Source organism: Mesorhizobium sp. B1-1-1 (assembly GCF_006442955.1).
Lineage (GTDB): Bacteria > Pseudomonadota > Alphaproteobacteria > Rhizobiales > Rhizobiaceae > Mesorhizobium.
On the sequence record NZ_VFWW01000006.1, the window covers coordinates 229,637 to 253,558 of the forward strand.

Consider the following 23,922-nt stretch of genomic DNA (forward strand, 5'->3'; position numbering starts at 1 on the left):
GTTCGAGTAAAGACACCGCCACCGGCGACGTCAACGCTCGATCCGCATTACATGCCGGCGAGAACCGGTCATGCCGGCGTCGTGAAAGCCGCGCGCCGCAAACATGTCGCGAAACCCCATGAAACGGTAGCTCGGCGATGCCTCGCCCACCGGATAGGCCTCAATGATATGCGCCCCCTTGGCGAACGCGTGGTCAATGGCCGCATCGAGCAATGCGGAAGCAAAACCGCGGCCGCGCAAAGCCCTTGGCACATAAAAGCAGACGATCGACCATACCCCCGTCTCGCTGTCGTCCTGCCGCTTTGAAAGCCTTCGGTAGGTTTCGCGCGGCGCGACCGAACACCAGGCAACGGTCTTGCCGTCGATCTGGGCGAGGATGCCGACCGGCCTGCCGGCATCGATAAGTGCCATCATCTGGCGCTTTTTCTCATCATTCGGGATGTGCTCGCGGACGGACTGCCGCCACGCCATGCACCAGCAATATTTTGGCGCACCTGGCTGCTCGAACAATATCTCGAAGTCGCCGCGTGTTGCCGGCGTCACCTCCGTGAACCGGATATCGGCAAGATCAGCTTTTTCTGGAGGTGAGCCGTTCCAGCCTTTTGGCATCCGTTAACTCCTTCACGGCGTCCCGGCCGATCCAGCGCGCCGTCTTGTCGGATGATCCGGCCAACTTTTGCGCTAGCGCAAGGGCAGGGGCATGCAGCGCCGCCGAGCGTTTGCCAATCTGCCGCAGCGCCCAGCTGACCGCCTTCCTGACGAAATTGCGCGGATCGCCGGCATGCGCCCCGATCAACGGCAGATAGGCGAGAAACGTCGCGTCCGGCTCCTGCTTCAGATGCACTGCGCTCCACGCCACCATGGCAAAGCCGGCGCGGCGCACGAACTCGCGTTCGTTGGCAGCAAACTCCTCGATCAACTCACGCCGGAACGGCGTTTCAGCAAAGAGATCCGAAACGCTGTCTACGATCTCCCAGGAATCGAAATCGCCGGCCCAGCGGCGGCACTGCTCGGCCGTGATCCTTTTCGGCTCCCCGGTGAACGCCGCCACCAGCCGCGCCTCGCGAACACCGCTGTCCCACAGGGCAAGCGCCCGCTCGTGATTGCGCTTCAGCTTGCGCGCCAGCGGCCGCAAATCCGAATTGCCTACACCAAGCGCCGTCGCGGTGTTGATGCCGAACCGGGCCATGCCGGCGCGGTTTTCCTGCGTGCCTATCGAGCGCAGGTGAGCGACGATGTCGTCCGCGCTCCAGCTCGGGCAGGGCAGGGACATTTGCGTTCTACTTTTCCAGCCTCGCCAGCAGTGAGGATGTGTCCCAGCGCCTGCCGCCCATCGCCTGGACGTCCTTATAGAACTGGTCGACGAGCGCCGTCACGGGCAGTCTGGCCCCGTTGCGGTCGGCTTCATCAAGGCAGATGCCGAGATCCTTGCGCATCCAGTCGACCGCGAAGCCGAAGTCGTATTTGCCTGCATTCATCGTCTTGTGCCGGTTCTCCATCTGCCACGAGCCCGCTGCGCCCTTGGAGATCACATCGATGACCTTCTCGATGTCGAGCCCGGCCTTCCTGCCGAAATGGATGCCTTCGGACAGTCCCTGCACCAGCCCGGCGATGCAGATTTGGTTGATCATCTTGGTGAGCTGGCCGGCGCCTGCCGGTCCCATAAGCCCGATCATCCGGGCATAGGCGTCGATGACGGGCCTGGCTTTGTCGAAGGCTGCCTGATCGCCGCCGACCATGACGGTCAGAATACCGTTTTCGGCGCCGGCCTGGCCGCCGGAGACCGGCGCATCGAGGAACGAGAAGCCGCGCTCCTGTGCGGCCTCGGCCAACTCGCGCGCGACCTCGGCCGATGCCGTGGTGTTGTCGATGTAGACGGCGCCCTTTTTCATGGCCTGAAAGGCACCGTCCTTTGCCGTCGTCACCGAACGCAGATCGTCGTCATTGCCCACGCACGAGAAAACAAAGTCCTTGCCTTCGGCAGCCTGCGCCGGCGTCAGGGCGAGAGCGCCGCCGTGCTGGGCGACCCATTGCTCCGCCTTTGCCCCGGTGCGGTTGTAGACGGTGACGTCATGGCCGCCCTTGTTCTTCAGATGCGCGGCCATGGGGTAGCCCATGACGCCAAGACCGAGAAATGCCACCGATGCCATGGCTTGTTCCTTCCGACGGGAGCAAAGATTGCAGTTGCGGAAGGTCTAGGCCATGCGGCGGATTCGTCAAGGCGCGCGCCGCGCCATCGACTGGCACAGATCAGGTAGGCTTACCGTTTCAGGTGAATGGTAATCCGGCGCTCGATCCATTCGACCCCGTGGCGCAGGATCTCGACCATCACCAGATAGACGATTGCCACCCAGACATAGGCCTGGAAGTCGAAGGACTTGGCGTAGGCGAGTTTCGCATTGCCCATCAGGTCGTAGACGGTGATGATGGCGACGATCGCGGAGGCCTTGATCATCAGAACGAGTTCATTGCCGTAGGGTCGCAAGGCCACGATGATCGCCTGGGGCAGTATGACCTTGCGCAGCGTCTGCAACTTGTGCAGGCCGAGCGAAGCGGCGCCTTCCCACTGGCCCCTTGGAACGCTCTCTATGGCGCCGCGCAAGATTTCGGCCTGATAGGCGGCCGTGTTGAGCGCAAAGGCGAACACGCCGCAGTTGAAGGCGTCGCGGAAGAACCACCATAGCCCAACCGATTCGAGCTGCACGCGGAAAGAACCGACCCCGTAATAGACCAGATAGACCTGGACCAGCAGCGGCGTGCCGCGGAAGAAATAGACGTAGCAATAGGCGGGCCACGACAGCAACCGGTTGTTCGACATGCGGCCATAGGTGACGGGCAGCGACAGGATGGCGCCGGCCACCATCGACACAGCCACCAGCGACAGGGTGGTTCCAAGTCCCTGCAGATAGGCCGGCGCATATCGTGCGAAGAACTCGCCGTTCCACGCGGAGACCAGATAGGCCAGTATGCCGAAGCCGAAGAGGATCCAGAGGCCGACGAGTGCGTATCCCACGATACGGGCACGCGGCCAGCCGCGCGCCGGCGGCGGCGGCCGATCGACGGCAATGGTGTCGGTGACGCTCATCGCGCTTCCTTCTGCCCGAGCGACCGCAAGATGAAGCCGGTGGCGATCGAAGACAGGATTGCCAGGATGAGAAAGACCAGCGCCGCGACGCTGTAGAACAGGAACGAATGTTTGGTGACGCGCGCCGCGACGCCCGCATTGCGCAAGGTCTCGGCGAGGTTGACGACCGAGACCAGGGCTGTGTCCTTGAGCAGGCTGAGCCAGCAATTCTCGAGACCGGGGAAGGCGATGCGCAGCAATTGAGGCAGGATCACCTTGCGCATGGTCAGCCACTTCGACAGACCGATCGCATAGCCGCCCTCATACTGGCCCTTCGGAATGGCGCGAAAGGCCGAAAGGAATACCTCGCTGGCATAGGAAGAGAAGATCAGCGAGAGCACGATCATGCCGGCGATGAAGCTGTCGACATCGATCGTCGCCTCGGGCCTGAAGAAGCGGATGATGTATTGCAGCAGGATGGGCATGCCGAAGAAGAACAGGAAGAGCGTCACCAGCTCCGGAAGGCCCCGAAACATGGTGGTGTAAATGTTCGCGGCCAGCCGCAGCGAAGGCTCTTCGGATTGCTTTGCCCAGGCAATGAAAAAGCCGATCGTCAGGCCGATCGGAAGCGTGGCGAGCGCCAGCGCGATGGTGACCACCGCGCCATAGGCGATATCGTCAAGCCAGCCATTGGGTCCCCAACTGAGAAGTGTCCATATGCTTTGGGCTGGCATCGAGTGGTGTTATCTCCAGAGCTCCCAGATCGGGTAAGGCGGCAGGGAGACCCTGCCGCCCTTGGAGGTGATTATCAGGACTCGGCGCCGTAGACGTCGAACTTGAAGTACTTGTCGTTGATTTCCTTGTATTTTCCGTTGGCCCTGATGGCGTCGATGGCGGAATTCAGCTTGTTGACCAGATCGGTCTCGCCCTTGCGCACGGCAATGCCGGCGCCAGGTCCGAAAATCTCGACCGGCTGCGGCGAGGGCTGGCCGAGGATCTTGCAGCAGGCACCGTCAGGCGAATCCAGCCACTGCTGCAGCACCACGATATCATCCTCGATGGCGTCGAGGCGGCCGTTGGCCAGATCCGCCTGTTCCTCGGGGCTGCTCGGATAACCCTTGATCGTGCTGTCGGTGTAGGTCTTCGAGGCATAGTTGAAATGCGTCGTCGTGGTGGCCACGCCGATACTCTTGCCGGCGAGGTCCTCCTTGGTCACGCCCTTCAGCGTCGAATCCTTCGGGACGGCGAGCGCCGAGGGCGTGTTGTAGTATTTGTGAGTGAAGTCGACCTTCTCGGCACGCTCCGGTGTGATCGACATCGAGGCCACGATGGCGTCGAACTTGCCCGCCTGCAGCGCCGGGATGATGCCGTCCCAATCCTGGGCGACAAAGGTGCATTTGACCTTCATCTCGTCGCAGAGCGCCTGGGCGATGTCGATGTCGAAACCGACGAGCTTGCCATCGGAAGTCAGGTTGTTGAAGGGCGGGTAGGCGCCCTCGGTGCCGATCCTCAGGGTCTTTTCCTGGGCCTGGGCTACGCCGAGCGTCAGCAGCGCGGCCGAAGCGGCGAGCGCGATACGCAGTGCAATACGCATAATGATCCTCTCTTTATGGTCCCGGCCGTCGTTCCGAAACGGCTCTGTGGGGGCGGTGCTTTTGACCGCCCGCTGGCCCGATACTCCCACTCTTTCCAAGAAAAAAGCAACTGCAAAACCACGAAAATCGGCAATGTCCTTCTGCCGTTACGTTACTTCTCAAGCAACGAGGCCGGTCGCGCGCTCGACGAAGTCGGCTATCGATTTCACGTCGTCGAGATCGAACACCGGCAGGCTTTTGTCCTCGATGACGAAGTCGGCCGCAATGGCAACGATCCCGGGGTCACCCGCCGAAAGCGGCGTCCGGTCCTTCGCCTCCAGGCGCCGGGTTTCGATCTTGCGGTGGGCTTCGCGCTTGTAGCCTTCGACCAGCACGATGTCGGACGGCGCAAGCCGCGACAGGATGGCTTCCAGCGCCGGCTCATCCTCGCCGCGCAATTCGTGCATCAGCGCCCAGCGATTGGCGGAGACGATGGCGACTTCCATGGCTCCTGCCTGCCGGTGGCGAAAGCTGTCCGCGCCCGGCTTGTCGATGTCGAAATCATGATGGGCGTGCTTTACGGTCGAAACCCTCCAGCCGCGCCCAACGAGTTCCGCGACCAGTTTCTCAGTCAGGGTCGTCTTGCCGGAGTTCTTCCAGCCGGTGATGCCGAAGAGGCGCTTGTTCATCTCAGATGCTCTGCAGCAACCGCGCCGCCTTGGCAAGATCGTCGGGCATGTTGATGTTGATCGGCCGCCGTGGCCAGCCGCTTTCGAGCCGCAGCAAGGTCTTGTCGCCGCCGCCCCTGCATCTGGATTGAACGCCGGCCAGCATCAATCCCGCAATATCTCTCACCATCATCGAGCCCGTGCGCCTTCGCGAAAATTCCCCGCGAGCCTCTTATATGCCGTCCGGGGCCATGGCAGGACCAGTGCTTTCCGCGACGATCCTGCGCCGGCCGACGACGCGCTCACGATAAAGCGCGTAAAGGCCGGAGCCGACGATTGTGCTGGCGCCGATGATCATTGTCATGTCGGGGACATCGCCGAAGACCAGCAGGCCGAGCACAATGGACCAGAGCAGCGCCGTATAGCGGAACGGTGCTATGAAGGAAATCTCGCCCGAGCGCATCGCCATGATGATGAATTGGTAGCCGATGAGCACCAGCACTGCTGCGAGCGCCAGCAGCGCAGTGGCTTTTCCCGTCATCGGTGTCCAGCCGCCCATCGGCGACAGCAGCAGCGCGCCGACCACCGTCATGGCCAATGCCGTTGCGGTGGAGACCAGCAGCGTGGGGATAGCCTGCGGAATCCGCTTGGTGGCGAGGTCGCGCACTGCGCAGCAGGCGACGCTGGCCAGCGCCACGAGCGAAAACATGCTGAACCCCTCGAAGCCCGGGCGCACCACGACCAGCACGCCGGCAAATCCAACGGCGATCGCCAGCCAGCGGCGCCAGCCGACCGCCTCGCCGAAGACAAGGGCCGCGCCCATTGTCACGGCCAGCGGCAGTGCCTGCAGGACGGCCGAGACGCTGGCGATCGGCAAATGGGCAAGCGCGACCAGGAAGGTCACCGTCGCGCCGGCCTCGGCAAGGACGCGCAGCGCCACCAGTGGCTGCAGCATCGAGCGCGGCCGGACCAGCGCGCCGCGCTGCCAGGCAAGCAGGCCGACGAAGAGCGAGGCAAATGCGCCTCTGATCAGCATGACCTGCGCCATGTTCATCGACTGCGACGAATATTTGGTGATCGCGTCATTGAGGGTGAAGCCGGCCATCGCCACCACCATGAACAACGCACCGCGAAGATTGGGAGAAAGGGGCAAGATCTCTACCGGTTCTGCTTTGAAAAAAGCCTGTAGCAGCCGGGACCGAAACAGCAACGACAAAGGGCTGGGCCACGGCCTTGATCGCGGCCCAGAATTTCAACCGCGGATGACCGGCCTTACTTCTTCGGCGTTAGCACCTCGGTGCCGCTGCCGTCTTTGCCGGCGATCGTCCACAGGCCGTGCAGCGAGCCGTCGTCATCCATCTTGTAGACGACAAGGCCGATCTCCTTGCCCAGGACATAGCCGGCCGAGAAGGCGTTGTCGTTGCGCATGCAGATGCCGTCCGAGGACGAGCCGCCGGTTTCCCAATGGATCGTGCAGGTCGTGCCGCTTGTCAGCGTGATGGTTGCTTCGCCGCCATAGGCCGAACCATCGAAATTGGTGCCGGCGACATCGTAAGTGCCGCCGATGGATTGCGCCGCCGCCGGCATGGCGGCGAGGCCGAGCAAGGCAACAGAAAAGATGAATTTGCGCATAATGTTTTCCCCCAACGGAGCGAAAGCCGCTACCGGATGGAAGGCTAGGCGCGAAAACGGCTGGGGTAAATCAGGCGGGCATCCGCCGGCGGAGATTTATTGCGGCATGGCCGCAATAGTCACGGTCCCTCGAGGCTGGCGGCGATGGCGCCGACCAGCGGGTCGTATTTCGGCTCCACGGCCGGCGGATATTCGATCCAGACGGTGCGGATGACGCCGTCCTTGCCGAACAGGCGGCGCTCATAAAAGATGTTCCCGGCCTTCAGCCCCGAAAGCACGGCCCAGTCCTTTCCCGTCCTGCTGTAGGTGACCTTGTAACCCGCCTCCGTGCTGGCTTTCTCGGTCGCGACGAAGTGTCTCGGCGTGTCGTTGTCGATATTCAGGATGCCGGAACAGATCAGGCTGGCGCCGTCGGGCGCGAGCCATTGCTGGCCGTCACCGTTGTCCGGTTCGGGCTGGCGGTCGGTGAAAACATCATCGGGAAAGGTGCAGACCGTGCCGAATCGCTCGTTGGTGTAGGTGAAAGGAGCGGCGGCCGAGGGGATTGCCGCGATCGCCGCAACGAATGCCAATACCGAGCGCGCGCACTTCATTCCATTCCTCCAGCAGTCAGCCGGAAGCGATCCTGCACCAGATCCGTGGGAAAATCAGCCGCCGGTGACGCTCATATGCCGCGACACGGAGGGGCGGCTGGTGCGACGGTCGATGATGAAATCATGCCCTTTCGGCTTGCGCCCGATCGCCTCGTCGATCGCCGCGCCGACCAGATCGTTGCCTTCGGACGCACGCAACGGCTCCCTGAGATCGGCGGCATCCTCCTGGCCCAGGCACATATAGAGCGTGCCGGTGCAGGTCAGCCGGACGCGGTTGCAGCTCTCGCAAAAATTATGGGTCATCGGCGTGATGAAGCCGAGCCGGCCACCGGTTTCCGCGACATGGACATAGCGGGCCGGACCGCCGGTCTTGAACGGGACGTCTGTCAGCGTGAACTGGCGCTCCAGCGAGGCGCGCAGCAGCGACAGCGGCAGGTACTGGTCGGTGCGGTCGGCGTCGATCTCGCCCATCGGCATGGTTTCGATGACGGTCAGGTCCATGCCGCGGCCATGCGCCCAGCGCATCATCTCAGGCAATTCGGCGTCGTTGAAATCCTTCAGCGCCACGGCGTTGAGCTTTATCTTCAGCCCCGCCGCCTGCGCCGCATCGATGCCGGCCATGACCTTGCCGAGATGGCCCCAGCGGGTGATTGCGTGGAACTTGTCGGCATCAAGCGTGTCGAGCGAAACATTGATGCGCTTGACGCCGCAATCGGCGAGCTCGGCAGCAAAACGCGAAAGCTGCGAGCCGTTGGTGGTCAGCGTCAGTTCTTCCAGCGCGCCGCTTTCGAGATGACGCGACAGCTGACGGACCAGGTGCATGATGTTCTTGCGCACCAGCGGCTCGCCGCCGGTGAGACGCAATTTGCGCACGCCTTTTGCGATGAAGACGCTGCACAGCCGGTCGAGTTCCTCGAGCGACAGCAGGTCCTTCTTGGGCAGGAAAGCCATGTCCTCGGCCATGCAATAGGTGCAGCGGAAATCGCAGCGGTCGGTGACCGACACGCGCAGGTAGCTGATCGTGCGGCCGAAAGGATCGATCATGTCCATGCGTGAAGCGTTTCCCGTGGCTGTGAACGACGGCGTTATATATCGCTATGTGATACGATCCGGCCTGTCGTTCAAGATAGCCGCTCTCGATCTTTGGTAACATTCCCCGACCGACACCGGATGTCGGCTGCCTGGTACGGGCTTTTCCAATCCGGCGAAGCGGCGTAGGGAAGGGCGGTTCGAAACGGAAAAACACCATGACGGCGCCGAAGGAACTGCGGGTCTCCAAAGACCGCAAACTGCTCTCCGTGACCTTTCCCGGCCACCAGCCATTCGAGCTGCCGGCCGAGCTGCTGCGCGTCGCCTCGCCGTCGGCCGAGGTGCAGGGCCATTCGCCGGACCAGCGGGTGACCGTTCCGGGCAAGCGCGATGTCGCCATCCTCAAAATTGAACCGGTCGGCAACTACGCGGTGCGCATCACCTTCGATGATTTCCATGACACCGGTATCTTCACCTGGAATTACCTGCACACGCTGGGCCACGAGAAGGATGCGCGCTGGAATGCCTATCTTGCCGAGCTGGCACAAAAGGGTCTCAGCCGCGACCGTTAGCCGGCGGGCGTCGTCAAGATGTCATGGAGCGGGAGTAGGGGCGGCGGATCGGGAGACAAGACAATGTCCATCATAACCACCGTCGAACAGCTTGAAGCGTTCTATGGCCTGCCCGGCGAAGCCTCGGTGGTCAAGGAACTCGACCACGTCATTCCCGAATACGCCGCCTTCATCGAGGCCTCGCCCTTCGTCGCGCTGGCGACCAGCGGGCCGGAAGGGCTGGATTGCTCGCCGCGCGGCGATCTCGCCGGCTTCGTGCGCATCGTCGATCCGAAAACCCTGATGATGCCGGACCGGCGCGGCAACAACCGCGCCGATTCGCTGAAAAACATCATTCGCGATCCCCGCGTCGGGCTGCTGTTCCTGGTGCCGGGCTCCGGAACGACGCTGCGCATCAACGGCCGCGCGCGCATCACCACGGATGCCGCGCTTTGCGCGTCGTTCACGGTCGACAGCAGGCCGGCACGCTCGGTGAGCGTCATCGATGTCGATACGGTCTATTTCCAATGCGCCCGCGCCATCGTGCGGTCGGAACTGTGGAACCCGGAAAGGCATGTCGATCCGAAGTCCCTGCCGACGCCAGGAAAGATCCTGGAGATCACCAGCCGCAGGAACATCGACGGCGAAACCTATGACAAGGAATGGCCGGAGCGGGCAAAAAAGACGATGTGGTGATCCGCTGGACCGCAATGGCGGTCAGGCGTCCTTCAACACCTCGTAGATCTTGCGCATCTGCTCGCCGATCATGTCGCACTGCTCCGGCGTCGACTGGCTCATCGCTTTCTCGATCAGCGCCATGTGCACCTTCAGCGCCTGCATCAGCAGCGCCTCGCCGGCTTCGGTGAGGGCCAGCCGCAGGATGCGCTTGTCCTTCTCGTCGCCTTCGCGGCGCAGCAGGCCGCGAGCCTCAAGCTGAGGCAACAGCATGGTGATGTTGGAGCGACCGACGAGTAGCTTGCGGGCGAGATCGTGCTGCGACATGCCGGGATGGCGGTAGAGATTCATCAACACATCGAGCTGCGCGGGTTTCAGATCGAGCGGAGCGAGCTTCACGGCAAGCGTGCGCTCCAGCACATGGCAGGCGCGCGCAACCGCGACCCAGTTGCGAAACCGCGGGTTGTCCCAGGGCAGCTCTTGTTTATTGTTCATCTTTGAACTATTATGTTCATGCTTGAACGTATGGATGGATTCCCACTATGGCATCATTCGGACTGAAGGTCATCCGGGGTGTATTCGGGGCCGCCGAACATGTCGCCCCCCGCCTCACCGGGCGCGCCGCATTCGAGCTGTTCTGCCGTACGCCGAACGCCAGGGTGCTGAGCGAGGGCGAACGCCGTGCCGTCGACCGCGCGGCAGATTTCATGGCCGAAGCGCGGCATCACCGGCTGAAAGCCGGATCCGGCTGCGTCATGGTGCATGAATTCCGTCCGGAGCCAGGCAGGGCGTCCGCCGGAACGGTTCTCGTCGTTCATGGGTGGCGCTCGCGCACCGAATATATGCGCATGCTGATCGAGGGCTACCGCGCCGCCGGCTACAGGGTCGTCTCGCTCGACCTTCCCGGCCACGGCCAATCGCATGGCCGGCGGTTGAACATGGTCAATGCCGTCGATGCGGTGCGAATCGCGGGCGAATGGTTCGGCCCGTTCGCGGCGGTGATCGGTCATTCCTTCGGCGGCGCCGTCGCCGCCAATGCAATCGCCGGATCGATCAGGAACATTGCGCCGCTGGCGGCCGGGCGCCTGGTGCTGATCGCCGCGCCCAGTTCATTGCCGGCCATCTTCGCCGACTTCAGTCGCATGCTCAATGTCGGTCCGCGCTCGCAGGCCGCCATGGCGGACCGTGTCGAACATCTTTCCGGCCGGCCGCTGCACGAATTCACCGGCGATCGCCAGCTTGCCCAGGCGCCGGTGCCGACGTTGGTCATCCACGCACCCGACGATCGCGAAGTCTCGGCCGATCATGCCTGGCGTTATGCCGGCGCCGGTGACCATGTGTTGCTCCACTGGGCCGAAGGGCTCGGCCATCGCCGCATCCTGGCGGACAAGGGCGTGGTGGAACGCGCCGTCAGCTTCGTGGCCGCGCACCGGGAGCCGTCGCTGCTCCATTGAACCGCAATCAGGGCTGTTTCTTCTTCTCGCCGGGTTCCACCGGCAGTCCGGCCGCCTTCCAGGCGGTGTAGCCGCCAAGGATATGCTTGACGGGCGACAGCCCCATGTCCTGCGCGGTCTTGGTGGCGAGCGCCGAACGCCAGCCGCCGGCGCAGAAGAAGACGAAGCTCTTTCCCGACGCGAAGAACGGCTTGTGGTAAGGGCTCTCGGGATCGATCCAGAATTCCAGCATGCCACGGGTGACATGTTTGGCGCCGGGAATCCTGCCGTCGCGTTCAATCTCGCGAGGATCTCGCAGGTCGACAAAGATGGTGCCTTCGTCCTCGATCAGGGCTGCCGCTTCCTCGGGCGAAAGCACTTCGATCTCGGCATTCGCCTCGTCCAGCAGTTCGCGATAACCCTTTTTCACCGTCCGATCCTCCCGGCCCGTTTAGACTGGCGCTCCGTCCGTTCGGATTTCGAGCACAACGCCCGGCGTTTGTCATCCCGCGTCGGTACCGGCTATCATCTTCCAGGCGGCCATTGCCCCCTCCACGGTTGCCAGCAGGGCCGCATGCGAAGCACCGTCGCGCGCCTGGATCGACATGCCGTGTTGAACCGTGGCGAAAAAGGTCGCGGCGGCTTCGCAGTCGAAACTCCTCGGCAATTCGCCCTCGGCCACGCCACGCTCCAACCGCCTCTGCAAGGCTGCGTGGTTTTCGGCGCGCCGACGGCGCAGGTCGTTGCAGATGGCGCCGCGCGAGCTGTCCTGATGCAACGCGCCGAGCGTGACCAGGCATCCTTGCGGGCGGTCGGTCTGCGAATAGGCCCTGGCGGTCTGACGCAGGAAACCCTCGATCGCCTCACGTGCCGTTGGCGCCTCGTCCAGCGCGGTCCAGATGTCCGTGCCTTCGGCCTGCGTGTAAAACTCGGTCGCCTCGAGGAAGAGCGCTTCCTTGCTGCCGAAGGCGGCGTAGAGACTTGGCGAATTGATGCCCATCGCCCCGGTCAGGTCGCTTATCGACGTGCCTTCATAACCCTTGGCCCAAAACACCTCCATCGCGCGCCGTAAGGCGGCGGTTCTGTCGAAGGTGCGGGGGCGTCCTCGTTCCGGCATGATCTCTTTCTGTGCTGATCGATACATAAATCAGTTGACGGGGCCGAACAAGCCTGACAGTTATTTCTGTATCGATCATTACAGAAAGGAGAAATCGATGTCACCGAATCGTTTGAGCGGCAAGGCCGCGCTCGTCACCGGCGGCAGCCGCGGCATCGGCGCAGCGATCGCTCGCAAGCTCGCGGCAGACGGCGCCAGCGTGGCACTGACCTATGTCAATGGCGAGGAGCAGGCCCGTGCGGTGGTCGGCGAGATCGAGGCCAAGGGCGGACGCGCCATCGCCATCAGGGCCGACAGCCGCGATGCCGCGGCGGTCGCGAGGGCGGTCGACGATGTTGCTTCTGCCTTCGGGCGGCTCGACATATTGGTCAACAGCGCGGGCATCTGGCGCGCCGCGCCCATCGACACCCTGTCGCTCGCCGACTTCGATGAAACCATGGAGGTCAACCTGAGAGCGCCGTTCGTCGCCTCCAAGGCCGCGGTGGCGCATATGGGCGAGGGCGGCAGGATTATCTCCATCGGCAGCAATCTGGCGGAGCGTGTGACCGACACAAGCCTCAGTGCCTATTCCGCGAGCAAGGCGGCGCTGGTCGGACTAACCAAAGCCCTGGCACGCGACCTCGGTGCGCGCGGCATTACCGCCAATATCGTCCATCCGGGCTCGACGGACACCGACATGAATCCGGCAAGCGGTCCGCATGCCGAGCATCAGCGGGAAAAAATGGCCACACCGCGTTTCGGCGACGCCGATGAGGTCGCTGGCATGGTCGCCTGGCTCGCCGGTCCCGAGGGGCGCTTCGTGACCGGCGCCGCGCTGACCATCGATGGCGGCGCCAACGCCTGACGTCGCCCGCCCGCTTCGACGGCCGGAGCGGGTTGTGTCCGCTCCGGCCGTCACGATGTTGTGAAACCGTTCTGCCACAGCCGCCCCAAAATTTATGAAAGCTTAACGAAATCGGTATGAATCGGTATAGTCGCGTCTTACATCCGCCATGCGGTGGGCAAGACGCACGAGCGTGCGGAACGGAGCCGGTTGCGGCTGGAGCGGGTGACCATGAAATTGCCGGGAAACAAAGCTACCGCGTTGCCGCTTGCAGCGCTCGTGGCGACGCTGGCCCTGGGAACGCCGCAAGCAGGCGCGCAGGGGCTTTTCGACATGCTTTTCGGCGGCGGCGTAAGGCACGAGCCGCGAGGTGAGTTTCCTCCTCCGCCATCAAGGCGCAAGCCGAACCCCAACGTATCCGCCGGCGGTGGTGGCGGCGGCAGCGTGAAGATCAGCAGCCCTTCCTACTACACCTACAAAGCCGACAAGCTCGTGCGCGTCGACTTCTCGGCGCTTACGGCAGCGCCGCAGCCGGCGACGCCGCAGGACGCCGCCTTCGTGCCCTCAGCCACCGGCAACGCCTTTCGCGAGGCAATCGCCGGACTGAGCGACTACGAGCTCTATGCGGAGCCCGATATCGCCAAGGCGCTGATCGCCTATTATTCGGCCAATCCGGATTTCATCTGGGTGACCGGAGCCAACGCCAACAGCCGCGCGCAGGACGCGGTGCGGGTGCTTGGCGAGGCGGCGAGCTACGGCCTGGCACCGTCCGACTACACGGTCGACGTGCCGACCGCCGCTGCGTCGACTGGTGACGCCGCTGCACGTTTGAAGGAGTTCGTGCGCTTCGAAATGGCGCTGTCGGCCCGCGTGCTTCGCTATGTCCATGATGCCCAAAGCGGCCGCGTCGAACCCAACCGCATGACCGGCTACTATGATTTCCCCGCCAAGCCGCTCGACATGGAAGGCGTTTTGAAGACGCTGGCGCATACCCAGGAAGTGCGCACCTATCTCGAATCGCGGCATCCGCAGAACCCGGAGTACCAGGCGCTGCGCGTCGAGCTGGAGTCGCTGCAAGCGAGCGCCGAAAACGAGATCGTCGTCGATCCCAGGCTGTTGCTGAAGCCGGGCGAAACCAGTCCCGAGCTTCCCAAGCTGCTGAGCCTGATCGCGCGCAACCTCGACGACGAGATGGGCGGCGCCTACGGCGAAGTGCTGTCGCGGCTCGCCACCAGCGACGTCTACCTCCCTGAGCTGGTCCCGGTCATCAAGGCGGTGCAGCAAAAAGCAGGCATGAAGGGCGACGGCGTCATCGGACCGCGCACCGTCGCGTCGCTGGCCGGAACGTCCAAGGCCGACCGGTTGCTCAAGGTACAGGTGGCGCTGGAAGAACTGCGCTGGCTGCCATCCGACCTCGGCAGCCCGCGTGTGTTCATCAACCAGCCAGCCTTCACGGCGAGCTACATCGACAATGGCGAGGAAAAGCTGAAAACCCGTGCGGTCATCGGCAGGACCACCAACCAGACCGCCTTCTTCTACGACCAGATCAAGCAGGTCGACTTCCATCCCTATTGGGGGGTGCCGCAGTCGATCATCGTCAACGAAATGCTGCCGAGATTGCGCGGCGATCCGGGTTATCTCGACCGCGCCGGCTATGAGGTGACCGATTCGCGCGGCAAGCGCATTCCGTCCTCGGCGGTCAACTGGGGCGGCTATGGCGCGAACATCCCCTACAGCGTGCGCCAACTCCCGAGCGAGGCCAATGCGCTGGGCGAATTGAAGATCCTGTTCCCCAACAAGCACGCCATCTACATGCACGACACGCCGCAGAAGTCGTTCTTCCAGCGCGATATGCGTGCGCTCAGCCACGGCTGCGTGCGGTTGCAGGACCCGCGCGGCATGGCGGCTGCGGTGCTGGGCACGTCGGTCGACTACATCGCCGAGAAGCTGAAGCACGGGCACGCGACCGAGAATGTGACGCGCACAATCCCGGTCTATGTGGCCTATTTCACCGCATGGCCAGACATGTCCGGCAAGGTCGAATACTTCAACGACGTCTACGACCGGGACACGCGGTTGAAGCAGGCCCTGGAGGCCACCGAAGCGGCACGCTCCCCGTCGAGCTGAGAATTCAGCGGGCCGAGAGCGGTCGCCGGAAACCGGCGTCGCGCCCTGCGATCAGCCAGTAGACAAGCCCGGCGACCAGGCCTGCAGCGGCGATGATGCCGATGTCGGCCCAGCGCTCCGAGGCCATGTCCTCGAGCGCGCTCGGCCAGATCAGGGCAAAGCCGCCGACCGCCGCCGCACCGCCGAAGAGCATGTGGAGCCGCAAGCCGCGCAACGAGAAGAATTCGGCGATCAATGCGAAGATCAGGGTCTGCGCCCCGGTCAGCACGATCGTCAGGAAATAGATGAACATGCCGAGCGGCGGCACCACCAGCGCCGCGATCGGCGAGACGCCCATGAGGTCGAAATACCGGGGCGCATTGGGCAGGGAGCTCAGCGCAGCGTAAATCGCGACGATGGCAATCAGTCCGACCAGCACGGCGACGAGATAGCCGGCAAGCACCATCAAGATACGTTTCAACACATGCCTGGCCGTCGCCATGCATACCCCCCGTGAAGCTCCGCTGTAATCAGCCATCAAAGGTGCATTGGCGCAAGGGCGGGCACATCTCACGCCGCAGGCTCGGCATTTTCAGATGGGACCGGTGATCATTGCCGGGAGGGATCGTAGAACGGGTTGCCCGTCCCGCAGGTTTCCCCTGACGAAGCTATCTGGGTTCGGCTGTCACCGGATCATAGGTGATTTCGACCTTCGCCTTGTCGGCGGTGTAGTAGGTGACGGTATAGGCGCCATCATCCCAGTCGACCTCCTTGACATAGCGGAAGCCATCGCGCTGCTCGACCTTGGCGATGATGTCCGACAATTTCTTGGCATTGGGCGGCGGCAAAGGCTTGTCGTCCACGGCGAAGGCCGGCCCGGCGCCGAGGAGAATGGCGACGCTGGTCGCCAGAAGAAGTCTGGACATGGTTTTCCCTCAAGTTTCCACGCACAGAAACTCACTTGTGTGCAGGTTTGTTCCGCGACCGCGCAATGCCGTACCGTTCCTGCCTGGCGCGTTGCGAGGCGCCGTGCTGTCGTCATCAGAACCGGAGGATGGAGGTATTGCCGAGAAAGGAGATGGTGGGCGATGCAGGGATTGAACCTGCGACCCCACCGTGAAAGCAGCCGATACATCAAGAATGCCGTTTTCGATGAGCTACAGCGTGCACCAACTGGCACGTAAAGCGCACAACAGGGTGTAAAGAGGTCATCAGGCATATCTGTCCAGACTGTCACCGTACTCCCCAAAGTCGAGAGTTATCAAATTGCCGGTGTCAGTCCATGGACCCCTTTTGGCTCTTCTATCTGCAATGGGACTAGGATTCGCCGGCGCTGCTACGCGGCGAGAAGGCCTCACTGCTGGACTTCCGCGACGAGAGCTGTGAATACATAGGGTTTTCAGCCGAATAAACTCCTCCTAACATTGACCGCCCGCCAGAGTTGGTAGAGCTTGCATCCGATATTTACTTGAGGGGTTCAATATGGCTTCCCACCCGTACATTTCCGGTGCGCGCAACATTACCCAGATGATTGGGTTCTTGCGTAAAAGTTTCCCAGCCACTGTGACATCCGACACAGTGAAGAAGTTGGGCCTCGCGCCCCAGAACGAAAGCTACGTCATCAACGTGCTTCAGTTCTTGAATGTTATTGATGGCGAGGGGAAACGCACTGACGTGGGCCATACCGTCCTTACGAAACATGACGACACCGAGTTCCAAGAGGCATTCGGCAATCTGATCAAGGCGGCCTATACGGAGCTTTTCGAGTTGCGCGGCGACGCTGCTTGGGAAATGAGCCGCGACCAGCTGATTGGCTACTTCCGCAGCGCCGACAAGACCGGCGATGTTATTGGGGGCCGACAGGCGAACGTCTTCATTGCTTTGCGCGACCTTGCTGGGCACGCCACAGACGAGAGCACCACGCCGAGGATGAAGGCACCGAGCGCGCCTAGAAAGACCGCGCCGCCTAAAAGGGTGCCGAAGGCAGCCGCTTCCGGCAAAGCTGAGGAGGTTCTGCAGGAGCCGCCAGTTGCCACGGTCCTGAAAGGGCAGAAAGGAGACGTGACGCTGACTGTGCGCATTGAGATTAACCTGCCCGCCGAAGGCACGCAGGAGACCTATGACGCCATCTTCAAGAGCATTCGGGCCAACCTGTTTCCATGAGCATAGCGCTCGAGATTTTTGAACGGGTTGCGCGAGCCACCAAGAACGTTGGCCAGACCCCGGCTGCGGAAAGCCGGAGCGGCCATCCGTTCGATGAGCGCAATATTCACCCGGAAATTGCAACGGTGTCGAAGAAGCTCTTCGATGACGGCCATTTTTCACAGGCCACCTTCGAGGCTTTCAAGTTCATAGACAACAAGATCAAAGCCTTGTCTGGCATTCAGGATAGCGGTTTTAATCTCATGATGGGCGCGTTCACGGAGAAGAATTCTAAAATCCAGCTCACTGACCTTGTCTCGACAAGCGATAAGGACGAGCAGCTGGGATTCCGCCACATGTTTGCGGGCTCCATGTCTGGTATCCGTAATCCGCGCGCGCACGACAACGTAGTAGACCCCATCGACCTGTGCCTTGACCACCTGTCACTGGCATCGGTCCTTATGCGCAGGCTGGACGCCCGCAAGGCCCCTTAAAGCCCGCTCGCAAGACGGTTCAATTGCCTTCGGGTAAGGCGGAGCGTGCTCTCGTCACCTTACGAGATATGCTTATTTCGCACCCCAATGGGAACGCAGTAGAGACCGGGAGCGTCATCCCGCCAAGATTCTGCACTAGGCCTAGGCTTTTTCGGGTTGCGCGCCAGTTACGCGCCGGTGCCGACTTTCAGGGATTTCCGTGAGGACCAACTAATCCAACGTTTTGACGTGGTTAAATGGTGGGCGATGCAGGGATTGAACCTGCGACCCCACCCGTGTGAAGGGTGTGCTCTCCCGCTGAGCTAATCGCCCGCTCGTTGCCCGAAGGCCAAGCGAGCCGCGATATAAGGGAGGCCGGTGCGGGAAGTCAAGGCGGTGTCCGGCGTTCTCACAGAGGGCAGGTGCTTCCGGTTTCGTCACCCTCTTTCAAGCGCCGGCGCCATCTTCGATGTTGGAGGCATCCGCCGCAAATCGGAAATCGTCATTTCGTCGGGCGATTGCCTTGCGACGTTCTCAGAAGGATCGGTTTTTGCCCTTTCGCCTCTATCCCGCCTTGCGGCCGCTCAATGTTGCGCCGCGGCGATCAGCCGTTCGACCAAATCCAGCGTCAGCGCGTCGAAATGCGAGATCACCGCCGAGGGCTCGAATTCGCGCACGTGGCGGTCGGTGTAGCCGAAGTCGACGGCCACCACTGGGATGCCTGCGGCTTTCGCGGTGTCGATGTCGGTCTGCGAATCGCCGACCATCAAAGCTCGGTGCGGGTCGCCGCCGGCGCGCTTGATGGTTTCGGTGAGGTGACGCGGGTCGGGTTTGCGGAAGGCGAAGGTATCCTGTCCGGCAATCGCCGCGAAGTGTTTGGTCAGGCCGAGCGCCTCGATCAGCGCCAGCGAGTTGGCCTCGTATTTGTTGGTGCAGACGGCCAGGAGGTAGCCTGCCTTCTCGAAGCGGGCGATCGCCTCGAGGACGCCGGGGTAGGGGCGGGACTTGCCGGGAATGTTGAGGGTGTAGTGGTCGAGGAACAGTTTCAGCAGCCGGTCGTGTTCGGCGACATCGAGCGACCGCTGCTGCGCGGCGTGCGCCCGCTCGATCATCACGCGGCCGCCATGGCCGACGAAGCGCCTGAAGCCGGCTTCGTCGACGGCCGCGAGCGCGCTGGCGGCAAGGCTGTGGTTAAGGCTGTCGAGCAGGTCCGGCGCTGTGTCGATCAGCGTACCGTCGAGGTCAAACACGATGATCGGGCGGGTCATGATCCATCCTGGGCAGTTTATGCAATGGGCAGGCGATAAAGGCTGCGGCGCGTCAAGGCAAGCGCCGGGCAGGCTCGTTCAGGCAAGCAAGCTCCCCGGACCGGGCATTCGCGACGAACCGCCAGCCATGAAAAAACCCGCCAGTGCGGCGGGTCCCGGCGCAAATCTGCACCATAGGCAAATATGTAGCATAACTGCCTTCACCCAGTCAATGGCATATAAGAAAAAATTCCTATTAACGTTGCCCGCGCATCGCTCGCTGGCGCGCGGGCACACCATTGACGGGGGGCCGAACGTCATCAACCTACGCCGCTGCAAGGGCTTTGACCGGACCGGCAAAAATGGTAGGAGCCGCAAACACCAGGTTCCGGGGCGGTAAAAGCGGCATGGATGCAAGACAGTTGAAGGTCGAAGCCGCGCGGGCGGCCCTTGCCCATGTCACCGACGGCATGCGGCTCGGCATCGGCACCGGCACCACCGCCGACGAGTTCGTGCGGCTGCTTGCCGACAAGGTGGCCACCGGCCTGACCATCATCGGCGTGCCGACGTCCGAGCGCACCGCCTCGCTGTGCCGCGAGCTTGGGGTGCCGCTGTCGACACTGGAGGACACGCCGGAACTCGATCTCACCGTGGACGGCGCCGACGAAGTCGACCCCGCACTAACGCTGATCAAGGGCGGCGGCGGCGCATTGCTGCGCGAGAAGATCGTCGCGGCGGCTTCCGCTCGCATGATCGTCATCGCCGACCGCTCCAAGATGGTCGAGACGCTCGGCCGTTTCCCATTGCCCATCGAGGTCAACCCGTTCGGCCTGCGCGCAACCGAAATCGCGATTGGCAAGGCGGCTGCAAGGCTCGGCCTTTCCGGTCCGGTTACATTGAGGATGACGGGCGGTCAGGCTTTTGTTACAGACGGCGGCCACTTTATCCTCGATGCATCTTTTGGCCGCATTCCGGATACAAGAGCGCTATCGAATGCTCTCCACGCCATTCCCGGCGTGGTCGAGCACGGTCTTTTCATCGGGCTGGCGTCAGCGGCCATCATCGCCGGGGGCGATGGCATCCAAACCGTCCATGCCGCCTGAAAAACAGGGAGTTCTATCGACCATGATGTTGCATAACCGGGTTCGCCGCTTGTCCGTCCTTCTGGCGGCATCGGCCGTCTTCGCCTTTTCTTCGCCGGCGTTCTCGCAGGACGTCACCGAAGCGCACCTGAAGGCGGCGCGCGCCGCGGTCACCGCGATCCATGCGACGGACCCGTTCGACAACATCCTGCCGCAGGCCGCCGCCGCCCTCGAATCGCAACTCATCCAGAAGAACCCCGACATGCAGGAGCTGATCGCCAAGACCATCAGCGAGAAGGCGCTGGCGCTGGCCTCGCGCCGGGCCGACCTGGAGAAGGAAGCGGCCCTTGCCTATGCGAAGGTGTTTTCCGAACAGGAACTCAACGACATCGCGACCTTCTACAATTCGGACTCCGGCAAGAAGCTCCTCGAGAGCGGCCCGGCCGTGACGCGCGACCTGGTGAAGGCCGCCGATATCTGGCAGAACGGGCTTGCTCGTGACCTCGCCCAGCAGGTCGGTGAAACGCTGGCCGCGGCGGCCAAGGCGAAAGCGCCGGCAGCGCCTGCTAATGCGGCCGCGCCCGCCGATGGCGCCGCGCCTGCCGATGGATCGGCCCCTGCCGACGACACGCAGAACTGATCCTGCCATTCCAAACGGCCCTGCGGCCATCTGTGAAGCCCGGCTTGTCCGGGCTTTTCTTTTGATGGTTTGCGGCCTACCTGTCACTCACATTTTCCGAAGCTCAAGGAGCCGCGCGATGGCCGGTTACGACTACGATCTTTTCGTCATCGGCGGCGGTTCGGGCGGGGTGAGGGCGGCGCGCGTCGCCGCAGCGCTCGGCAAGCGCGTCGGCATCGCCGAGGAATACCGCTTCGGCGGCACCTGCGTCATCAGAGGCTGCGTTCCGAAGAAGCTCTATGTCTATGCTTCGCAATTTCCCGAGCATTTCGCCGACGCCGCCGGCTATGGCTGGACGGTGCCGGAAGCCAGTTTCGACTGGCCCACGCTGGTCGCCAACAAGGACCGCGAGATCAGCCGTCTGGAGGCGATCTACAAGAGGAACGTCGAGGGCGCCGGCGGCGAGGCCTTTCACACGCGCGCCATGATCGTCGACCCGCATGTGGTACGTCTTCTGGACGAGGACCGTACCGTCACCGCCGACCAGATCCTGATCGCCACCGGCGGCCGTCCGGCGCCGCACCCGGCATTGCCCGGCCACGAACACTGCATCTTCTCCAACGAGGCCTTCGACCTCGAGCAGTTGCCCAAGTCGATCATGATCGAAGGCGGCGGCTATATCGCGGTCGAATTCGCCAACATCTTCCATGGCCTGGGCGTCGACACCACGCTGGTCTATCGCGGCAAGGAGATCCTCAGCCGCTTCGACATGGACCTGCGGCGCATGCTGCACGAAACGATGGAGAAGAAGGGGATCAAGATCCTTTGCCATGCCGTCTCGGAATGGATCCGCAAACGGCCGGACGGCCGGCTCGACGCGTTGCTCACCGGCGGCCAGACGCTGACGGTCGACCAGGTGATGCTCGCCATCGGCCGCATCCCCAACACCGAGAATATGGGACTGGAAGGCATCGGCATCGAGATGACCGCGACCGGCGCGATCCAGGTCGACGCGTACTCCCGCACCAACGTCGAAAACATCTGGGCGATCGGCGACGTCACCAATCGCGTGCAACTGACGCCGGTGGCGATCCACGAGGCGATGTGCTTCGTCGAGACCGCCTTCAAGGGCAACCCGACCGCGCCCGACCACGACACGATCGCCACCGCCGTGTTCTCGCAGCCGGAGATCGGCACGGTCGGCCTGTCGGAAGACGAGGCGGTCAAGCGCTTCCCCGACATCGAGATCTATCGCGCGGCATTCCGTCCGATGCGGCACACCTTGTCCGGCCGCGACGAAAAGATGCTGATGAAGCTGGTGGTCGATGGCGCGTCGAAGAAGGTGCTCGGCGCGCACATATTGGGGCCGGATGCCGGCGAGATGGCGCAGCTTCTCGCCATTCCGCTGAAGGCCGGGCTGGTCAAGGATGATTTCGACCGCACCATGGCCGTGCATCCGACGGCCGCGGAAGAGCTTGTGACCATGTACAAGCCGACTTACCGAGTGAAGGATGGCGAGCGCGTAGACTGACGGACAAACGCGCCGCGGCAAGGTACTTGCCGCGACGCAGCTAGGAGAGCTGCTACAGCAACGTGCCGCGCAGGATCACCTGCGCCACCGAGAAATAGATGACAAGCCCGGTGACATCGACCAGCGTGGCGACAAACGGCGCCGACGCGCTGGCCGGGTCGAAGCCGACGCGTTTCAAGGCGAACGGCAACATCGAACCCGACAGCGAGCCGAAGGTGACGATGCCGACCAATGCCGCTCCGACCGTCGCGGCGATCAACGGCCAGTGCGGGCCGTAGTCGTAGAAGTCGAAATACTGCCAGAGCGCGATGCGGCAGATGCCGACGACGCCGAGTATCGCCCCGAGCAGGAGGCCGGTGGGCAATTCGCGCAACGCCACCCGCCACCAGTCGCGCAGGCCGATCTCGCGCAATGCCAGCGCGCGTATGACCAGCGAGGTCGCCTGCGAGCCGGAATTGCCGCCGGAACTCATGATCAGCGGAATGAAGAGCGTCAGCACGATCGCTTTTTCCAGCTCGCTCTCGTAGCTTTGCATCGCGTTGGCCGTCAGCATCTCGCTGATGAACAGCGCGCACAGCCAGCCGGCACGCTTCTGGATCATGGCGAGGAAGCTCATCTTCATGTAGGGCTCGTCGAGAGCCTCCATGCCGCCGAAGCGATGCACGTCCTCCGTCGTCTCCTCGATCATCGTGTCGATGATATCGTCGATGGTGACGATGCCGAGGATCTTGCCGTGATCGACGACGGGAACGGCGAGCAGATCGTATTTGGAAATCGTCTGCGCCAGGGTTTCGCGATCGGTCAAAGGCGTGACGGTCACCGGCACGCGGTCCGGCGCCACCGACAGGATCGAATCGTCAGGCTCGCCGGTGATAAGCCGGCGCAGGCCGGTCGAGCGCATGAGCAGATACGTCTCGGGATCGACGATGTAGATGGCGTAGACGGTTTCGCGCGTCCGCTCGACCTTTCGGATGTAGTCGAGCGTGCGGCCGACGGTCCAGTCCGAGGGCACGCTGACGAACTCCGTCGTCATGATCGAAGCGGCACTGCCTTCGGGGTAACCGAGAATCGAGAGCAGGGTTGCGCGCAGCGGCGGCGCCAGCACGCCGAGCAGCTCGGAACGGGCGGGTTCGTCAAGATCGCGCAGGATGTCGGCAGCGCGATCGACCGACATGGCGGTAAGCAGCTTGCCCGCCTTGGCGCGAGGCAAGGCCTCCGCCAGCTCTGGCGCGCCCTCGAGCTCCGGCTGGTCGAAGATATCGACCAGCCGTTCGAACGGCACTTCGCAAAGCAGCTCGGTCGCCGTTTCGCGCGACTCGCGGTTGAGCGCTTCGACCACGTCTGCGACATGGTCGTTTGCAAGGATGCGGGCGATGGCGACGGCCTCGTCGTCCGCTACGGGGGAAAAATCGTTCATGGTTCACTCCTTGCCGTCCGGCAAGACGTGAACCGTCGAGGTCACGTCAGGGCGGACGGCGGTTGCGTTCGACTGTGACTGTCGCCAGGCATGGCGCGGTGACCTTTCCGCTCGCGGGTTCGAGTTTGATGTCTGCGAGCGGGCGC

Annotated in this window: 28 protein-coding genes, 1 tRNA gene and 1 pseudogene; 10 read left to right on the forward strand and 20 right to left on the reverse strand. The window is 62.9% G+C overall.

All coding sequences use genetic code 11. The features are described 5' to 3' along the window. Positions 1-30: 30 nt before the first annotated feature. The 12 genes and pseudogenes from FJ986_RS14225 to moaA form a co-directional block, all read right to left on the reverse strand. Positions 31-609 (reverse strand): GNAT family N-acetyltransferase, encoded by a 579-nt coding sequence (locus FJ986_RS14225; RefSeq protein WP_140669928.1) that lies wholly within the window; start codon positions 607-609, stop codon positions 31-33. Beyond that, on the reverse strand, positions 569-1,273 hold the full coding sequence (locus FJ986_RS14230; RefSeq protein WP_140674664.1) for a DNA alkylation repair protein: 705 nt from the start codon (positions 1,271-1,273) through the stop codon (positions 569-571). The genes FJ986_RS14225 and FJ986_RS14230 overlap by 41 nt, the downstream gene beginning before the upstream one ends. Positions 1,274-1,280: 7 nt before the next feature. Further along, positions 1,281-2,150 carry an NAD(P)-dependent oxidoreductase gene (locus tag FJ986_RS14235; protein WP_140648944.1) on the reverse strand — a complete coding sequence of 290 codons (870 nt, stop codon included), beginning with the start codon at positions 2,148-2,150 and terminating at the stop codon, positions 1,281-1,283. A 110-nt stretch (positions 2,151-2,260) separates the two neighbouring features. Beyond that, positions 2,261-3,085: an ABC transporter permease gene (locus FJ986_RS14240; protein ID WP_140498633.1), complete on the reverse strand. Its 825-nt coding sequence runs from the start codon at positions 3,083-3,085 to the stop codon at positions 2,261-2,263. Further along, on the reverse strand, positions 3,082-3,798 hold the full coding sequence (locus tag FJ986_RS14245; protein WP_140498632.1) for an ABC transporter permease: 717 nt from the start codon (positions 3,796-3,798) through the stop codon (positions 3,082-3,084). Before FJ986_RS14245 ends, FJ986_RS14240 begins: the two co-directional genes overlap by 4 nt. A gap of 74 nt (positions 3,799-3,872) precedes the next feature. Beyond that, positions 3,873-4,658 (reverse strand): ABC transporter substrate-binding protein, encoded by a 786-nt coding sequence (locus FJ986_RS14250; RefSeq protein ID WP_140498631.1) that lies wholly within the window; start codon positions 4,656-4,658, stop codon positions 3,873-3,875. A 159-nt stretch (positions 4,659-4,817) separates the two neighbouring features. Beyond that, positions 4,818-5,327 carry a molybdopterin-guanine dinucleotide biosynthesis protein B gene (mobB, locus tag FJ986_RS14255; RefSeq protein ID WP_140557185.1) on the reverse strand — a complete coding sequence of 170 codons (510 nt, stop codon included), beginning with the start codon at positions 5,325-5,327 and terminating at the stop codon, positions 4,818-4,820. Between the two features lie 76 nt (positions 5,328-5,403). Continuing rightward, positions 5,404-5,496, reverse strand: a pseudogene (locus tag FJ986_RS31165) (molybdenum cofactor guanylyltransferase MobA); the annotation flags it as partial. A 42-nt stretch (positions 5,497-5,538) separates the two neighbouring features. Then, positions 5,539-6,459, reverse strand: coding sequence for a DMT family transporter (locus FJ986_RS14265; protein WP_140557186.1), 921 nt, complete (start codon positions 6,457-6,459; stop codon positions 5,539-5,541). A gap of 119 nt (positions 6,460-6,578) precedes the next feature. Then, on the reverse strand, positions 6,579-6,938 hold the full coding sequence (locus FJ986_RS14270) for a hypothetical protein (protein ID WP_140498628.1): 360 nt from the start codon (positions 6,936-6,938) through the stop codon (positions 6,579-6,581). Between the two features lie 119 nt (positions 6,939-7,057). Next, on the reverse strand, positions 7,058-7,531 hold the full coding sequence (locus tag FJ986_RS14275) for a hypothetical protein (protein WP_140669926.1): 474 nt from the start codon (positions 7,529-7,531) through the stop codon (positions 7,058-7,060). A gap of 54 nt (positions 7,532-7,585) precedes the next feature. Then, complete coding sequence (gene moaA / locus FJ986_RS14280; protein ID WP_140515385.1) at positions 7,586-8,581, reverse strand: GTP 3',8-cyclase MoaA; 996 nt, start codon at positions 8,579-8,581, stop codon at positions 7,586-7,588. A 197-nt stretch (positions 8,582-8,778) separates the two neighbouring features. Between moaA and FJ986_RS14285 the strand changes: the two genes are divergently transcribed. Beyond that, entirely contained in the window at positions 8,779-9,132 is a 354-nt protein-coding gene (locus tag FJ986_RS14285; RefSeq protein WP_140498625.1) for a DUF971 domain-containing protein, read from the forward strand. Between the two features lie 63 nt (positions 9,133-9,195). Continuing rightward, the gene (locus FJ986_RS14290) at positions 9,196-9,807 is read left to right on the forward strand and encodes a pyridoxamine 5'-phosphate oxidase family protein (RefSeq protein ID WP_140498624.1); all 612 of its coding nucleotides are present in this window, start codon (positions 9,196-9,198) and stop codon (positions 9,805-9,807) included. Positions 9,808-9,828: 21 nt separating this feature from the next. Here the strand turns inward: FJ986_RS14290 and FJ986_RS14295 are convergent, their stop codons facing one another. Next, positions 9,829-10,281 (reverse strand): MarR family transcriptional regulator, encoded by a 453-nt coding sequence (locus tag FJ986_RS14295; protein WP_140548466.1) that lies wholly within the window; start codon positions 10,279-10,281, stop codon positions 9,829-9,831. Between the two features lie 47 nt (positions 10,282-10,328). On the opposite strand from FJ986_RS14295, the gene FJ986_RS14300 reads away from it, so the two are divergent. After that, positions 10,329-11,240, forward strand: a complete 912-nt coding sequence (locus FJ986_RS14300; RefSeq protein WP_140669922.1) for an alpha/beta fold hydrolase — start codon at positions 10,329-10,331, stop codon at positions 11,238-11,240. A 7-nt stretch (positions 11,241-11,247) separates the two neighbouring features. On the opposite strand, the gene FJ986_RS14305 is transcribed toward FJ986_RS14300, so the two are convergent. Next, positions 11,248-11,649: a rhodanese-like domain-containing protein gene (locus FJ986_RS14305; protein WP_140548470.1), complete on the reverse strand. Its 402-nt coding sequence runs from the start codon at positions 11,647-11,649 to the stop codon at positions 11,248-11,250. Between the two features lie 72 nt (positions 11,650-11,721). After that, entirely contained in the window at positions 11,722-12,336 is a 615-nt protein-coding gene (locus FJ986_RS14310) for a TetR/AcrR family transcriptional regulator (RefSeq protein WP_140669921.1), read from the reverse strand. A gap of 97 nt (positions 12,337-12,433) precedes the next feature. Here FJ986_RS14310 and FJ986_RS14315 point away from each other — a divergent pair, with 97 nt between their 5' ends. Continuing rightward, positions 12,434-13,180 carry an SDR family oxidoreductase gene (locus FJ986_RS14315; protein WP_140674667.1) on the forward strand — a complete coding sequence of 249 codons (747 nt, stop codon included), beginning with the start codon at positions 12,434-12,436 and terminating at the stop codon, positions 13,178-13,180. Between the two features lie 210 nt (positions 13,181-13,390). Further along, positions 13,391-15,286 carry a murein L,D-transpeptidase gene (locus FJ986_RS14320; RefSeq protein WP_140674670.1) on the forward strand — a complete coding sequence of 632 codons (1,896 nt, stop codon included), beginning with the start codon at positions 13,391-13,393 and terminating at the stop codon, positions 15,284-15,286. A 4-nt stretch (positions 15,287-15,290) separates the two neighbouring features. On the opposite strand, the gene FJ986_RS14325 is transcribed toward FJ986_RS14320, so the two are convergent. Together FJ986_RS14325 and FJ986_RS14330 are read right to left on the reverse strand one after the other, a co-directional pair. After that, on the reverse strand, positions 15,291-15,767 hold the full coding sequence (locus FJ986_RS14325) for a hypothetical protein (RefSeq protein WP_140674673.1): 477 nt from the start codon (positions 15,765-15,767) through the stop codon (positions 15,291-15,293). A 166-nt stretch (positions 15,768-15,933) separates the two neighbouring features. Continuing rightward, the gene (locus tag FJ986_RS14330) at positions 15,934-16,191 is read right to left on the reverse strand and encodes a PepSY domain-containing protein (RefSeq protein ID WP_140557198.1); all 258 of its coding nucleotides are present in this window, start codon (positions 16,189-16,191) and stop codon (positions 15,934-15,936) included. Positions 16,192-16,747: 556 nt separating this feature from the next. Here FJ986_RS14330 and FJ986_RS14335 point away from each other — a divergent pair. Together FJ986_RS14335 and FJ986_RS14340 are read left to right on the forward strand one after the other, a co-directional pair. After that, positions 16,748-17,428, forward strand: a complete 681-nt coding sequence (locus tag FJ986_RS14335) for a DUF5343 domain-containing protein (RefSeq protein ID WP_140674676.1) — start codon at positions 16,748-16,750, stop codon at positions 17,426-17,428. Continuing rightward, positions 17,425-17,901 carry a TIGR02391 family protein gene (locus tag FJ986_RS14340; RefSeq protein ID WP_140674679.1) on the forward strand — a complete coding sequence of 159 codons (477 nt, stop codon included), beginning with the start codon at positions 17,425-17,427 and terminating at the stop codon, positions 17,899-17,901. The genes FJ986_RS14335 and FJ986_RS14340 overlap by 4 nt, the downstream gene beginning before the upstream one ends. Positions 17,902-18,138: 237 nt before the next feature. On the opposite strand, the gene FJ986_RS14345 is transcribed toward FJ986_RS14340, so the two are convergent. Both FJ986_RS14345 and FJ986_RS14350 read right to left on the reverse strand, forming a co-directional pair. Continuing rightward, positions 18,139-18,213: transfer RNA gene (locus FJ986_RS14345), tRNA-Val, on the reverse strand. 251 nt (positions 18,214-18,464) lie between these two features. Further along, positions 18,465-19,148, reverse strand: a complete 684-nt coding sequence (locus FJ986_RS14350; protein ID WP_140557200.1) for a phosphoglycolate phosphatase — start codon at positions 19,146-19,148, stop codon at positions 18,465-18,467. A 386-nt stretch (positions 19,149-19,534) separates the two neighbouring features. Here FJ986_RS14350 and rpiA point away from each other — a divergent pair, with 386 nt between their 5' ends. The 3 genes from rpiA (at position 19,535) to gor (ending at position 22,359) form a co-directional block, all read left to right on the forward strand. Beyond that, a complete protein-coding gene (gene rpiA / locus FJ986_RS14355; protein ID WP_140515391.1) occupies positions 19,535-20,230 on the forward strand; it encodes a ribose-5-phosphate isomerase RpiA in 696 nt (231 codons plus the stop codon). A 22-nt stretch (positions 20,231-20,252) separates the two neighbouring features. Beyond that, entirely contained in the window at positions 20,253-20,849 is a 597-nt protein-coding gene (locus FJ986_RS14360) for a DUF2059 domain-containing protein (RefSeq protein ID WP_140515392.1), read from the forward strand. Positions 20,850-20,967: 118 nt separating this feature from the next. Further along, positions 20,968-22,359: a glutathione-disulfide reductase gene (gene gor / locus FJ986_RS14365; protein WP_140674682.1), complete on the forward strand. Its 1,392-nt coding sequence runs from the start codon at positions 20,968-20,970 to the stop codon at positions 22,357-22,359. 52 nt (positions 22,360-22,411) lie between these two features. Here the strand turns inward: gor and mgtE are convergent, their stop codons facing one another. Next, positions 22,412-23,776, reverse strand: a complete 1,365-nt coding sequence (mgtE, locus tag FJ986_RS14370; protein ID WP_140557203.1) for a magnesium transporter — start codon at positions 23,774-23,776, stop codon at positions 22,412-22,414. Positions 23,777-23,922: the final 146 nt, after the last annotated feature.